Below are 12,466 nucleotides of genomic sequence, written 5' to 3' on the forward strand. Positions count from 1 at the left end.
GGTGGGGGGCCGTTCGGTGCTCACGCGGTGAGCACAGGGGACAGAGCCCGCCCATCTATACGATCGCCGTCCCCGTGACCGAAATCGTCGGCCCCCGGGTTGCTTTCTCATCCCGCGCATACCGCAGCTGGAGTAGCCGCTTCTCCACCCGTCACTCCACCCTGGGGCGGACCAGACCCGATTCGTAGGCAATGACGACCAATTGCGCACGGTCCCGCGCACCCAGCTTCGCCATGGCCCGGTTCACATGGGTCTTCACGGTGAGCGGGCTGACGACGAGCCGGTCGGCGATCTGGTCGTTGGAGAGGCCGCCCGCGACCTGGACGAGTACCTCGCGCTCGCGCCCGGTGAGCGCGGCGAGGCGCTCGGTGTACTCCGTGCCGTCCTGGTCCTCCGTGCCGCCGCCCTGGGCCAGGAAGCTGGCGATGAGGCCCTTGGTGGCGACCGGGGAGAGCAGTGCCTCGCCGGCCGCGGCGACACGGATGGCGTTGAGCAGCTCGTCCGGTTCCGCGCCCTTGCCCAGGAAGCCGGACGCTCCCGCGCGCAGGGACCGCACCACGTACTCGTCCACCTCGAAGGTGGTGAGCATGACGATGCGTACGCCCGCCAGGTCCGGGTCCGCGCTGATCATGCGGGTGGCGGCGAGTCCGTCGGTGCCCGGCATCCGGATGTCCATCAGCACGACGTCGGCGAGGGTCGAGCGGGCCAGTTCCACGGCCTCCGCCCCGTCGGCGGCCTCGCCGACGACCCGCATGTCGGGCTCGGAGTCGACCAGCACCCGGAAGGCGCTCCGCAGCAGCGCCTGGTCGTCGGCGAGCAGCACCTTGATGGGCGTCATGCGCGTCCCCCCGTGGTCCCCGCCGTGTCCGGCCCTTCCGGAGCGCGTGTGCGGGACGTGACGGGCAGGATCGCATGAACCCTGAATCCGCCTCCGTAACGGGGCCCCGCCGTGAGGGCGCCGCCCAGGGCGGTGACGCGCTCGCGCATGCCGATCAGGCCGTGCCTGCCACCGTCGGACGGCGCGGGGCCCGGGTCCGCTCCCCTGCCGTTGTCGAGCACGGTGACCTCCGCGGTCCTCCCGACCCGTACGACGCTCACCTCGGCCTTCGCGTCGGCGCCCGCGTGTTTGCGTACGTTGGTCAGCGCCTCCTGGATGATCCGGTAGGCCGCGAGGTCGACCGCCGCCGGCAGCGGGCTGTCCGGGTCGGTGCGGGCGACCTCGACGGGGAGCCCGGCGTTGCGGAAGGTGTCGACCAGGGTGTCGAGGACGGCGAGCCCCGGCGCGGGTTCGGTGGGCGCCTCCGGGTCGCCGGACTGGCGCAGCAGCCCGACCGTGGTCCGCAGTTCGTTGAGGGCGGAGCGGCTGGCTTCCCGTACGTGCGCGAGCGCCTCCTTCGCCTGGTCGGGGCGCTTGTCCATGACGTGGGCCGCGACCCCGGCCTGGACGTTGACGAGGGCGATGTGGTGGGCGACGACGTCGTGGAGGTCCCGGGCGATACGCAGCCGCTCCTCGGCGACCCTGCGGCCGGCCTCCTCCTCGCGGGTGCGTTCCGCGCGTTCGGCCCGTTCCCTGATCGCGTCGATGAACGCGCGTCTGCTGCGCACGGCGTCGCCCGCGGCACCGGCGAGGCCGGTCCAGGCGAGGACACCGAGGTTCTCCTGGCTGTACCAGGGCGTCGTGCCGACCACCATCGCGGCCACGGTGAGCACGCCCATGGTCAGCAGGCCGACCCGCCAGGTGGTGGGGCGGTCGGTACTGGCCGCGACGGAGAAGAGCGCGATGACGGCGCTCATCACGACGGGGGCGGGCGGATCCATGAGAACGAACTCGACGACGGACAGCAGCCCGGTCACCGCCAGCACCGTCATGGGCCTGCGCCGGCGCAGGACGAGCGCCGCGGCGGCGAGCACCATCAGCAGGACGCTCGACGCCTCGGGCGTCCGCGCTCCGAAGACGGGCCCGTGACCCGGGTCCGGCTCGGCGAACGACGCGCAGATCATGCAGACGAGCACGGCCAGGGCGAGGCCGGCGTCGAAGGCGAGGGGGTGGCCTCGCAGCCAGCGGCGGGTGCGCACGAGCCCGGTTCCGAGGGTGGTCACGTCGAGCTACGGTACGGCGTGCCGTCGACGGTGCGGTCCGGACGGTGTCACGGCAGTGTGCGCGCGGCACGATGCCCCGCACCGGTCCGGCCGGTGCGGGGCATCGTGGGAGTGCGGAGCGGGCGGGCAGGTCAGCCGGGGATCAGCCCGTCGTCGCGGAGCATGGAGCGCACCTCTTCGAGGGTGGCGTCGGGTGCCGGCAGGATCAGTTCGGACGGCTCCAGGGAGTCGTCGGGGAGCGGTGAGCCGAGCTCGCGCACCTTGTCCAGGAGAGCGTGGAGCGTGGTGCGGAAGCCCGGTCCGTCACCACTCTCCATCTCCGCGAGGAGTATGTCGTCGAGCTTGTTCAGCTCGGCGACATGACTGTCGGCCAGTACGACCTGGCCCTCCCCCATGATCCGTACGATCATGACGCCGCCCTCACTGCTTGTCGAACTTGTGCGGGGACTGCTGCGCCTGCGGTGCCGCGTCCTCGGCGCCGCCCTCGATGGCCTGCTGCTGCCCGGCGGAACCGCCGGCCAGCTCGGCCTTCATGCGCTGCAGCTCAAGCTCCACATCCGTACCACCGGAGATCCGGTCCAGCTCGGCGGCGATGTCGTCCTTCGCCGTGCCGGACGGGTCGTCGAGGGCCCCGGAGGCCAGCAGCTCGTCGATGGCCCCGGCGCGCGCCTGGAGCTGCTGGGTCTTGTCCTCGGCCCGCTGGATCGCCAGGCCGACGTCGCCCATCTCCTCGGAGATGCCGGAGAAGGCCTCACCGATCCGCGTCTGGGCCTGGGCCGCGGTGTAGGTGGCCTTGATGGTCTCCTTCTTCGTCCGGAAGGCGTCGACCTTGGCCTGCAGACGCTGGGCCGCGAGGGTGAGCTTCTCCTCCTCGCCCTGCAGCGTCTGGTGCTGCGTCTCCAGGTCCGTGACCTGCTGCTGGAGGGCGGCGCGCCTCGACAGCGCCTCGCGGGCCAGGTCCTCGCGGCCGAGCGCGAGCGCCTTGCGGCCCTGGTCCTCCAGCTTGGACGACTGCCCCTGCAGCTGGTTCAGCTGCAGCTCCAGCCGCTTGCGCGAGGTCGCCACATCGGCGACGCCGCGGCGTACCTTCTGAAGCAGCTCCAGCTGCTTCTGGTACGAGTAATCGAGGGTCTCGCGCGGATCCTCGGCCCGGTCAAGGGCCTTGTTTGCCTTCGCGCGGAAGATCATTCCCATACGCTTCATGACACCGCTCATGGGCTTCGCGCGCCCCCTTCTGACGGACTGAGCTCCAGCACTCCAACAGAACCCACAGTACGGGCCCTGTCTCCATTACCGCACTGTTCGAGCACGGATGTGCTCCTCCGCAAGGACGACTGCCGCCGGTTACCGCTCCCGCGCAGGGAGTAGAAGACCATCAGGGATGGCGTCGGCAACGTCCGTTCTGCCCCTGTCGGGACACTTTTCAGGACGCAGGCCGTTGCCGGATCGTTCCCGGCCGGTCCCCGGTAGTACCGGAGGACCCCGTACCCTTGGGTTTTGTGTTCCGTAGCCGTTCCAAGGAAGAGAAGGCCCCCACCGGCAAGGTGACGGCGGACCTCTCCAAGCAGCCCCGCGACCCCCAGGCTCCCAAGGGTCGCCCCACCCCCAAGCGCAGCGACGCCCAGACGCAGCGCCGACGTGCCTCCAGCGGTGCGCCGACCGACCGCAAGGAGGCCGCCAAGCGCCAGCGCGAAGCACGCCGGTCCGACATGGCCCGGCAGCGGGAGGCTCTCGCGTCGGGTGACGAGCGCTATCTGCCGGTGCGCGACAAGGGGCCCGTGCGGCGCTTCGTCCGTGACTTCGTGGACTCGCGCTTCTGCATCGCGGAGTATTTCCTTCCGCTCGCGGTGATCATCCTGATCCTGAGCGTGATCCAGGTCCAGAACATCCAGAACATCTCGCTGCTGCTCTGGCTCGGCGTGATCGTGCTGATCGTCGTCGACTCCATCGGCCTCGGGTTCCGTCTGAAGAAGCAGCTGGCCCAGCGCTTCCCTGACGCCCCGAAGCGCGGCGCGGTGGCCTACGGCCTGATGCGTACGCTCCAGATGCGCCGACTGCGTCTTCCCAAGCCTCAGGTCAAGCGGGGAGAGCGGCCCTGAGCACGGAGACCTCCGGCTTCACGGGGGTGTCCTCCCAGTGGCTGGCCGGGCTCGGCGGACTGCGCAACACGGTCCGTCAGGAGCTCGTCGCCCGGCAGCTCGACGAGCAGATAGCCGCGCGCTACCCCGTGGGGCAACGGCTGCGGGTGCTCGACGTCGGCATGGGCCAGGGCACGCAGGCACTGCGCCTGGCCCGGGCCGGCCACTCCGTGACGGGCCTCGAGTCCGACGGCGAGATGCTGCGGTCGGCCCGGGAGTCCCTGGCGGCCGAGCCCGAGGGCATCCGGGAGCGGGTGCGGCTCATCGAGGGTGACGGCCGTGAGACCGGGGTGCACTTCCTGCCCGGCAGCTTCGACGTGGTGCTCTGTCACGGGGTGCTGATGTATGTCCCCGAGCCGGACCCGCTGCTGGCAGGGCTGGCCAGGATGCTGGCGCCAGGCGGGCTGCTCTCCCTGCTCGTGCGGAACGCGGACGCGCTGGCGATGCGCCCGGGATCGGCCGGCGACTTCGGCGCGGCCCTCGCCGCGTTCGACACGGACACGTACACGAACAGGCTCGGCCTCGACGTCCGGGCCGACCGGCTCGAGGTCCTGCGGGCCACCCTCGCCGGGATCGCCGCCCCGCTGCACGCCTGGTACGGCGTGCGGGTGTTCACGGACAACGTGAGCAACGAGGCGGAGCTCCCCGGCCCCGAGGAGCTGGCGCGGGTGTTCGCTGCCGAGGACCGCGCGGGGCGGACCGATCCGTACCGCGGGGTGGCAGCGCTGCTCCACCTGTGCGGCGTACGCGGCTGACGCCTCCGGGGGCGCGTCCCGGGCCTCGCGGCCCGAGCGGGCTGAATCCGTCGCCGCCGTACGCCTGATCGGCCCACCAGCGCAGGCCGTGGACGGCGGGCCCTGGCGATACTCCGGGCATGGACGCAACCCCTTCCCGCAGGCGGGTACGCCGCTCAGTCATGCCCCTGGCCGCCGGTGCCTGTGTGGTCGCCCTGGCGGTCGGCTGCGCCGGGCCGGGCCCCGCCCCGTCCGCGGCCCCGGCCCAGCAGGCGGTGGTGTCCCGGGCCACGGGCGATCTGGAGGACCAGTACCGGACCGTCATCAAGGACGTGCTGCCCTCCGTCGTGCAGATCGGCGCCGGGGACGCGCTCGGCTCGGGCATCGTCTACGACGACAAGGGCCACATCGTCACGAACGCCCATGTCGTGGGCAGCGAGAAGACCTTCGACGTCAGCGTCGCCACCGGCGAGAAGGTGCTCAAGGCGTCCCTGGTCTCGTCCTACCCGGAGCAGGACCTGGCCGTCATCAAGCTGGACGCGGTCCCGGGCGGGCTGCGGGCCGCGGAGTTCGGGGACACGGACGAGGTCGAGGTGGGGCAGATCGTCCTGGCGATGGGCTCACCGCTCGGCCTCTCCAGCAGTGTCACCCAGGGCATCGTCTCGGCCGTGGGCCGGACGGTCAGCGAGGGCCGCTCGGGGGGCGGGACCGGGGCGACGCTCGCCGACATGGTGCAGACCTCGGCGGCCATCAACCCGGGCAACAGCGGCGGCGCCCTGGTGAACCTCGACAGCGAGATCATCGGCATCCCGACCCTCGCGGCGACGGACGGCGAGCAGGGCGGCGGCGCGGCGCCCGGGATCGGGTTCGCCATCCCTGTCTCGATGGTGCGGACGGTCGCCGACCAGATCATCCGGTCGGGGAAGGTCACCGACTCGGGCCGGGCGGCTCTGGACATCATGGGCCGCAGCGTCGTCGACGACGACTATCAGCCCGCCGGTGTCGCCGTCGTCAGCGTCGAGAAGGACGGGGCGGCGGCGGAGGCCGGCCTGCGCGTCGGGGACGTCATCACCCGGATCGGCGACACCCCGGTCACGACGATCACCTCGCTCTCGGAGGCCCTGGCGGGCGAGAAGCCGGGCCGGAAGGTCCGGGTGACGTACACGCGGGGGGACTCGAGGAAGACGGCCGAGGTCACTCTGGGCGAGATCTGAGGGCCGGCGGGGTGAGGGGCGGGGAGACGAAGTCCCGCCCGGGCCCCGGGGCCCGGGCGGTCACGGGGGCCTCAGTCGGCCTGGAGGCTCATCGGGCCGTAGATCTTCGTCGCGTCCTCGAAGAGCGTCACCTGGTCCGCACCGCCTTCGAGGAGCTCCTTCCAGAACTCACCGATCCAGGACTCCGCGTCGCCCTGAGTCGTGAACTCCTCCGGCTGCAGCGCCGGCTCCGTCTCCGTACCGTCGGACTTCTCGAACCGCCACGTCCACGCCATGTCCGCCTCCTGGGTCACGTTGCTCCCCGAAGACTAGTGGGTGTCCCGGGCGCGCAGGTGGTTCATGGACACGGGAGGATCAGAGCGTGGAACTGACACTGCTCGGCACCGGAGCCCCCGACGGGCTGCCGCGGCCCGACTGCCCCTGCGCCGTCTGCGCGTCCTCCCGCGGCGCCGGGGCACGCGCCGCGACCGCGCTGCTCGTGGACGACGCGCTGCTGCTGGACCTCACCCCGGGCGCCGTGTTCGCCGCCGCCCGCGCGGGACACTCGCTCGCCGGCGTACGGCAGGTGCTGCTGACCCACCCCCATGACGGGCCCGCCGTGGAGCTGCCGGCCTCGCTCCCGCCTGCCGGGCGTGTCCCGGACGGCCAGGAGCTGACGCTGATCAGCGGGCACCGGATCCGCGCCCTGGCGATGGACGCCCCCGGCACCGGTTACGAGGTGACGGCGCCGGAGGGCGAGCGCCTGCTCTATCTGCCGCCCGGGGCCTCCCCCGCAGGTCTGGCCGACCCGGTGGCGGAGCCGTACGACATGGTCGTGTGCGACGTGATCGCGCGGCCGGACGCCGTGGCCAGGCTTCGGGCCGTGCGGGCCGTGGGGCCCACCACCGAGGTGATCGCCGTCCATCTGGACCACGACGCGCCGCCCGGCCCCGCGCTGGCCCGCCGGCTCGCGACGGGCGGGGCACGGGCCGTACCGGACGGGACGACGCTGCCGGTGGGCGCCTACCACGCCGTGCCCGAGGTGCCCCGGCGCACGCTGGTCACGGGCGGGGCCCGGTCGGGGAAGTCGGTGGAGGCCGAACAGCGCCTGGAGACATTCCCCGAGGTGGTGTACGTGGCGACGGGCGGCCGCCGCCATGGGGACGCGGAGTGGGAGGCGCGGATCGGTCTGCACCGTGAGCGCAGGCCGGCCGCGTGGCGCACCGAGGAGACCTGCGAGCTCGCCGGTCTGCTGGAGGAGGACGGCCCGCCGCTGCTGATCGACTGTCTGTCGCTGTGGCTGACGGACGCGATGGACCAGGTCGGCGCGTGGGACGACGACCGGTGGGCGGGCGGCGGGGAGGAGAAGCTGCGCGGACGGGTCGCCGAGCTGGTCCGCGCGGTGCGCGGGACCCGTCGCACAGTCGTCGCCGTGACCAACGAGACCGGCTCGGGTGTCGTCCCGGCGACGGCCTCCGGGCGGCGCTTCCGTGACGAACTGGGCCGTCTGAACGCCGCGTTCGCGGCCGAGTGCGAGCAGGTGCTGCTGGTGGTCGCGGGGCAGGCGCTGGTGCTGCGGGGCTGAGCCGTGCGCGGATGCGGGGCCGTGGGTGCGGGAAGGAGCGCCGGGTACTGTTCCGGGCAGGAGCCCCCCGGCGGGTTCCTGCCCACCCTGTATCGACCCGCGAGGCAGACCCCCGTGAACCTGGACGACTTCTCCGACCTGATCGAACGCCCCGACGGGGGCGTACGGCGTGATGCCGAGGAACGCCGGGAGCGGCTCGCCGTTCCCGTCGGTGCGCTCGGTCGCCTCGACGAGCTGGGTGAGTGGCTGTCGGCCGCCCAGCAGTCGGTGCCCGTCAAGGCGGTCGAGCAGCCGCGCGTCGTGCTGTTCGCCGGTGATCACGGGGTGGCGGAGCTGGAGGTCTCCGGGCGGGCCGCGGGAACCGCGCACGAGCTCGTCCGCGCGGTGCTGGACGGGGCGAGCCCCGTCGCCGTGCTGGCCCGGCGCTTCTCCGTCCCCGTACGGATCGTGGACGCGGGTCTGGACTGCGATCCGGAGCTGCTGCCCGAAGCCGTCGTACGCCACCGGGTGCGGCGCGGCAGCGGCCGGATCGACGTCGAGGACGCGCTGACGGCCGAGGAGGCCGAGCAGGCCGTACGCCTCGGGATGCGCGTCGCCGACGAGGAGGCCGACTCCGGCACGGACCTGGTGGTGCTGGGCGATCTGAGCGTCGGCGGTACGACGGCGGCTTCGACGCTGATCGCAGCCCTGTGCGGTACGGACGCCTCGGTGGTGACCGGGCGCGGCGGTGCGGGCATCGACGACCTGGCGTGGATGCGTAAGTGCGCCGCGATCCGGGACGCGCTGCGGCGGGCCCGGCCGGTCCTCGGTGACCAGCTGGAGCTGCTGGCGGCCGTGGGCGGTGCGGACCTGGCGGCCATGACGGGGTTCCTGCTGCAGAGCGCGGTGCGCCGGATGCCCGTCGTGCTGGACGGAGTGGTCTCGGCGGCCTGCGCCCTGGTGGCCCAGCGGGCGGCCTTCCGGGCGCCGGACTGGTGGCTGGCGGGGCAGCTCAGCGGGGAGCCGGCCCAGCTGAAGGCGCTGGACCGGATGGCCCTGACCCCGCTGCTGGACCACGGGGTGACGGTGGGTGAGGGAAGCGGGGCCCTGCTGGCGCTGCCGCTCGTCCAGGCCGCGGCGGCGCTGGCGGCGGAGCTGCCCGAGCGCGCCCCGGAGCCCGCCTCGGAGCCCGCCTCGGAGCCCGCCTCGGAGCCCGCCTCGGAGCCCGCGTCGGAGCCCGCCTCGGCGGAGAAGGAAGCGGAGACCGAGGAGCCGCCGAAGGCCGCGGACACGACCCCCTGAGCACCGCGCTCCCCTCGGGCGCGGCCCGGTGGCGTGGCCTCAGGTCCCGCTGCCCGGGCCGGGTCCCGGCAGCTGGGTCCTGTCCGGCGCCCCTCCGATCAGGTCCTGGAAGCGACGCCGGGGTCCGGCCCAGCGGACATCGTGGTGATACGCCCTCAGCACCGCCTTGGCGCGGGCCCGGTGGCGCCGGCGGTAGAAGCGCTTCGCCCACAGCGAGGCGGGCCGGGCCAGGCGGAGCGCTCCGATCAGCGCGATGAACGGGATGAGGGTGCCGAGCACCGCCATCCGGGCCTTGCCCTTGAACAGGGCGATCAGGACGAAGGCGAAGTTGACGACGTAGGTCAGGACGACGCCCAGCCTGTTCTGCTGCTGCTCGCCGCTCAGTTCGTCCACACCGAGCGGTGAGAAGCCTGCGAGCACGAGCAGGACGAGCGAGGCGGTGAGGACGACGACCTCCACGCTCTGCCGGCCCTCCTCGGTCCAGTACACGTCGTCGAGGTGCAGGATCAGGGCGAACTCGTCGAGGACCAGGCCGGCCCCCATCCCGAAGATCACCGCGAAAATTCCGGCGGCGACACCCCACTGGCCGCTCGCGACCGCCCCGAAGCCGCCGACCACCGTGAGCACGACACCGGGCACCACGTGGTGGACGTGCACACCGCCGGGCGTGATGTTGCGGAACGGGCCCTTCCCGGCCCTGATCATCCGGGTGACCGTCCGGGTGATGGCGAAGGTCAGCACGAACGCGCTCAGGGCGAGCAGCAGCGGGAGCTTGCCGGGCTCGACGATGTTCTGCTGGAACCAGTGACCCATGCCACCTCCGTCCGGAGAGCCGCATGTGCGGCTTATGTGCCACTCTGCCCAATCCGGCACACCGCCGCACCGGCTAGCCTGCGCGCGGTGACCTCCCTGAACAGCCACGGTCTGCGCTTCGCCTTCGGCACCCTGACCGCGCTCCCCGTCCGCGTCTCCCGCTGGGACCGCGCCACCGCCCGCGCCGGCATGCTGTGCGCCCCGCTCGCCGGGCTCGTCGTGGGAGTGCTCGCGGCGGTCCCCGGAACGCTGTTCCTGTGGGGCGGGTCGGGGCCCCTGGTGGCGGCGGTCGCCTCCGCCGCGCTCCCCGCCGCGCTGACCCGTGGGCTGCACCTGGACGGACTCGCGGACACCGCGGACGGGCTCGGCAGCGGCAAGCCGGCCGAGGACGCGCTGCGGATCATGAAGCAGTCGGACATCGGTCCGTTCGGTGTGATCACGCTGTTGTCCGTGCTGCTGGCCCAGGTCGCCGCGCTCCACGAGCTGTACGGCCGCGGCTGGGCGGACGGCGCGCTGGGCACCGCCGCCGCCGCCGTCACCGCACGGCTCGCGCTCACACTGGCCTCGCGCCGCGGCGTCCCGCCCGCCCGTCCGGAGGGCCTGGGCGCGGCGGTGGCGGGCACCGTCCCGACCCGGGACGGAGCGGCCGTGGCCTGTGCGGTGGTCGCGTGCTGCGCGGCGACCGGTGCGCTCCTGGGCGGATACGGCGCGGGTCTGCACCAAGCCCTGGCCGCCCTGGCCGGCCTCGGCGCCGCGCAGCTGATGCTGCGTCACTGCGTGCGCCGCTTCGGTGGGGTGACCGGCGATGTGTTCGGTGCGCTGGAGGAGACGGCGGCCACGGTGACACTGCTGGCGCTGTCCCTCGGCCTCTCGTGACGGGACCCCCGGGGCCCTTACGGCCGGGTCCGCCCCTCGGACGGCCCCGCCCCCGTGAGCCGGAAGCAGGGGCGCGCGTAGGCTCGTTCCTGGCGCGTCACGGCGGGATCTACGATGCGCTGGGCACGGTCGGCCACCCTCTCGACCAACACAGACCGGCACACAACTCAACGGAAGCGAGAATTCACCACCGTGACTGCTCTCACTCTCAGCACCTCAGGTGCGGCGACGCTGCGCGCCGACGCACTCGTCGTCGGCGTCGCCAAGGGAGCCAAGGGGCCGGTCCTCGCACCGGGCGCCGAGGCCGTGGACAAGGCGTTCGACGGAAAGCTCGCCACCGTCCTGGAGACCCTGGGCGCCTCCGGTGCCGAGGGCGAAGTGACCAAGCTCCCCGCCCCGTCCGGCCTCAAGGTCCCGGTCGTCATCGCGGTCGGGCTCGGTCCGGTCCCGGCGAAGGACGACGCGTACGAGGCCGAGGCGCTGCGCCGGGCCGCAGGCTCCGCCGCGCGTGCGCTGAAGGGGTCGAAGAAGGCCGGTTTCGCGCTGCCCGCCGAGTCCGCCGAGGACGCCGGGGCCGTCGCGGAGGGCGCCCTGCTGGGTGCGTACGCGTTCACCGCCTACCAGGGCGGCGAGAACAAGCTCGCCCCCAAGAGCGCCAAGTCCGGCCGGAACGACGCGAAGCTTCCGCTCGCCGAGGTCGCCCTGCTCGGCGCCAAGCCGCGTGACAAGGCCTTCAAGGCGGCCGCCGAACGCGCCGTCGCGGTCACCGAGGAGATCAACCGGGCCCGCGACCTGATCAACACCCCGCCGAACGACCTGTACCCCGAGTCCTTCGCCGCCGTGGCCACCGCCGCCGGCAAGGAGCACGGCATCAAGGTGCAGGTCCTCGACGAGAAGGCGCTCGTCAAGGGCGGCTACGGCGGTCTGCTCGGCGTCGGCCAGGGCTCCACGCACGGCCCGCGCCTGGTCAAGCTCGCCTACACGCACCCCAAGGCGGAGAAGACGCTCGCCCTGGTCGGCAAGGGCATCACCTACGACTCGGGCGGCATCTCGCTCAAGCCGGCGGGCCACAACGAGACGATGAAGTGCGACATGAGCGGCGCCGCCGCCGTGTTCGCCGCCGTCGTCGCGGCCTCCCGCCTCGGCCTCCAGGTCAACGTCACCGGCTGGCTGGCGCTCGCCGAGAACATGCCGTCCGGCAACGCCACCCGCCCGGGTGACGTCCTGCACATGTACAGCGGCAAGACCGTCGAGGTCCTCAACACCGACGCCGAGGGCCGGCTCGTCCTCGCCGACGCGCTGACCCGCGCCTCGGAGGAGAAGCCGGACGCGATCGTCGACGTGGCGACCCTGACCGGTGCGATGGTCCTGGCGCTGGGCAACCGCACCTTCGGTGTGATGGCCAACGACGACGCGTTCCGTACGTCGGTCCACGAGATCGCCGAGGAGGTCGGCGAGGCCTCCTGGCCGATGCCGCTCCCCGCCGACCTGCGCAAGGGCATGGACTCCCCGACCGCCGACATCGCCAACATGGGCGAGCGGATGGGCGGTGGCCTGGTGGCCGGCCTGTTCCTCAAGGAGTTCGTGGGCGAGGGCATCGCCTGGGCGCACCTGGACATCGCGGGCCCGGCCTTCCACGAGGGCGCACCGTACGGCTACACGCCCAAGGGCGGCACCGGATCGGCTGTCCGCACCCTGGTGCGGCTGGCGGAGCGCACCGCGGCCGGCGACCTCGGCTGAGTCCGG

13 protein-coding genes are annotated in these 12,466 nt (G+C 72.9%); 7 read left to right on the forward strand and 6 right to left on the reverse strand.

All coding sequences use genetic code 11. The features are described from left to right. Positions 1–151 precede the first annotated feature (151 nt). The 4 genes from ACIQM3_RS23145 to ACIQM3_RS23160 all read right to left on the reverse strand — a co-directional run bounded on the left by ACIQM3_RS23145 (position 152) and on the right by ACIQM3_RS23160 (position 3,303). Entirely contained in the window at positions 152–838 is a 687-nt protein-coding gene (locus ACIQM3_RS23145; RefSeq protein WP_401627130.1) for a response regulator, read from the reverse strand. Continuing rightward, complete coding sequence (locus ACIQM3_RS23150) at positions 835–2,100, reverse strand: sensor histidine kinase (RefSeq protein WP_401627131.1); 1,266 nt, start codon at positions 2,098–2,100, stop codon at positions 835–837. The genes ACIQM3_RS23145 and ACIQM3_RS23150 overlap by 4 nt, the downstream gene beginning before the upstream one ends. Before the next feature lie 131 nt (positions 2,101–2,231). Next, entirely contained in the window at positions 2,232–2,510 is a 279-nt protein-coding gene (locus ACIQM3_RS23155) for a hypothetical protein (RefSeq protein WP_033299956.1), read from the reverse strand. A gap of 10 nt (positions 2,511–2,520) precedes the next feature. Continuing rightward, complete coding sequence (locus ACIQM3_RS23160) at positions 2,521–3,303, reverse strand: PspA/IM30 family protein (protein ID WP_262346702.1); 783 nt, start codon at positions 3,301–3,303, stop codon at positions 2,521–2,523. Between the two features lie 296 nt (positions 3,304–3,599). Here ACIQM3_RS23160 and ACIQM3_RS23165 point away from each other — a divergent pair, with 296 nt between their 5' ends. The 3 genes from ACIQM3_RS23165 (at position 3,600) to ACIQM3_RS23175 (ending at position 6,186) form a co-directional block, all read left to right on the forward strand. Continuing rightward, positions 3,600–4,199 carry a DUF3043 domain-containing protein gene (locus tag ACIQM3_RS23165; RefSeq protein WP_401627134.1) on the forward strand — a complete coding sequence of 200 codons (600 nt, stop codon included), beginning with the start codon at positions 3,600–3,602 and terminating at the stop codon, positions 4,197–4,199. Positions 4,200–4,225: 26 nt separating this feature from the next. Next, a complete protein-coding gene (locus ACIQM3_RS23170; RefSeq protein ID WP_401627136.1) occupies positions 4,226–4,993 on the forward strand; it encodes a class I SAM-dependent methyltransferase in 768 nt (255 codons plus the stop codon). Between the two features lie 119 nt (positions 4,994–5,112). After that, positions 5,113–6,186 (forward strand): S1C family serine protease, encoded by a 1,074-nt coding sequence (locus tag ACIQM3_RS23175; RefSeq protein WP_401627138.1) that lies wholly within the window; start codon positions 5,113–5,115, stop codon positions 6,184–6,186. Between the two features lie 71 nt (positions 6,187–6,257). Here ACIQM3_RS23175 and ACIQM3_RS23180 read toward each other — a convergent pair whose 3' ends face one another. After that, complete coding sequence (locus ACIQM3_RS23180; RefSeq protein ID WP_099176312.1) at positions 6,258–6,461, reverse strand: hypothetical protein; 204 nt, start codon at positions 6,459–6,461, stop codon at positions 6,258–6,260. Positions 6,462–6,547: 86 nt separating this feature from the next. Between ACIQM3_RS23180 and ACIQM3_RS23185 the strand changes: the two genes are divergently transcribed. Together ACIQM3_RS23185 and cobT are read left to right on the forward strand one after the other, a co-directional pair. Next, positions 6,548–7,750: a bifunctional adenosylcobinamide kinase/adenosylcobinamide-phosphate guanylyltransferase gene (locus ACIQM3_RS23185; protein ID WP_401627140.1), complete on the forward strand. Its 1,203-nt coding sequence runs from the start codon at positions 6,548–6,550 to the stop codon at positions 7,748–7,750. 114 nt (positions 7,751–7,864) lie between these two features. Further along, the gene (gene cobT, locus ACIQM3_RS23190) at positions 7,865–9,031 is read left to right on the forward strand and encodes a nicotinate-nucleotide--dimethylbenzimidazole phosphoribosyltransferase (RefSeq protein WP_401627141.1); all 1,167 of its coding nucleotides are present in this window, start codon (positions 7,865–7,867) and stop codon (positions 9,029–9,031) included. Between the two features lie 39 nt (positions 9,032–9,070). Here the strand turns inward: cobT and ACIQM3_RS23195 are convergent, their stop codons facing one another. Continuing rightward, complete coding sequence (locus tag ACIQM3_RS23195; RefSeq protein WP_401627143.1) at positions 9,071–9,844, reverse strand: hypothetical protein; 774 nt, start codon at positions 9,842–9,844, stop codon at positions 9,071–9,073. A gap of 87 nt (positions 9,845–9,931) precedes the next feature. Here ACIQM3_RS23195 and ACIQM3_RS23200 point away from each other — a divergent pair, with 87 nt between their 5' ends. Both ACIQM3_RS23200 and ACIQM3_RS23205 read left to right on the forward strand, forming a co-directional pair. Continuing rightward, complete coding sequence (locus tag ACIQM3_RS23200) at positions 9,932–10,720, forward strand: adenosylcobinamide-GDP ribazoletransferase (RefSeq protein ID WP_401627145.1); 789 nt, start codon at positions 9,932–9,934, stop codon at positions 10,718–10,720. Between the two features lie 192 nt (positions 10,721–10,912). Further along, positions 10,913–12,460, forward strand: coding sequence for a leucyl aminopeptidase (locus tag ACIQM3_RS23205; RefSeq protein WP_401627147.1), 1,548 nt, complete (start codon positions 10,913–10,915; stop codon positions 12,458–12,460). Positions 12,461–12,466: the final 6 nt, after the last annotated feature.

Source organism: Streptomyces sp. NPDC091271, assembly GCF_044757505.1.
Lineage (GTDB): Bacteria > Actinomycetota > Actinomycetes > Streptomycetales > Streptomycetaceae > Streptomyces.

Bases quoted from the DNA above. Each gene is read 5' to 3' on its own strand.
- ACIQM3_RS23195 (WP_401627143.1), bottom strand. From the start codon at position 9,844: ATGGGTCACTGGTTCCAGCAGAACATCGTCGAGCCCGGCAAGCTCCCG.
- ACIQM3_RS23160 (WP_262346702.1), bottom strand. From the start codon at position 3,303: ATGAAGCGTATGGGAATGATCTTCCGCGCGAAGGCAAACAAGGCCCTT.
- ACIQM3_RS23155 (WP_033299956.1), bottom strand. From the start codon at position 2,510: ATGATCGTACGGATCATGGGGGAGGGCCAGGTCGTACTGGCCGACAGT.
- ACIQM3_RS23145 (WP_401627130.1), bottom strand. From the start codon at position 838: ATGACGCCCATCAAGGTGCTGCTCGCCGACGACCAGGCGCTGCTGCGG.
- ACIQM3_RS23180 (WP_099176312.1), bottom strand. From the start codon at position 6,461: ATGGCGTGGACGTGGCGGTTCGAGAAGTCCGACGGTACGGAGACGGAG.
- ACIQM3_RS23175 (WP_401627138.1), top strand. From the start codon at position 5,113: ATGGACGCAACCCCTTCCCGCAGGCGGGTACGCCGCTCAGTCATGCCC.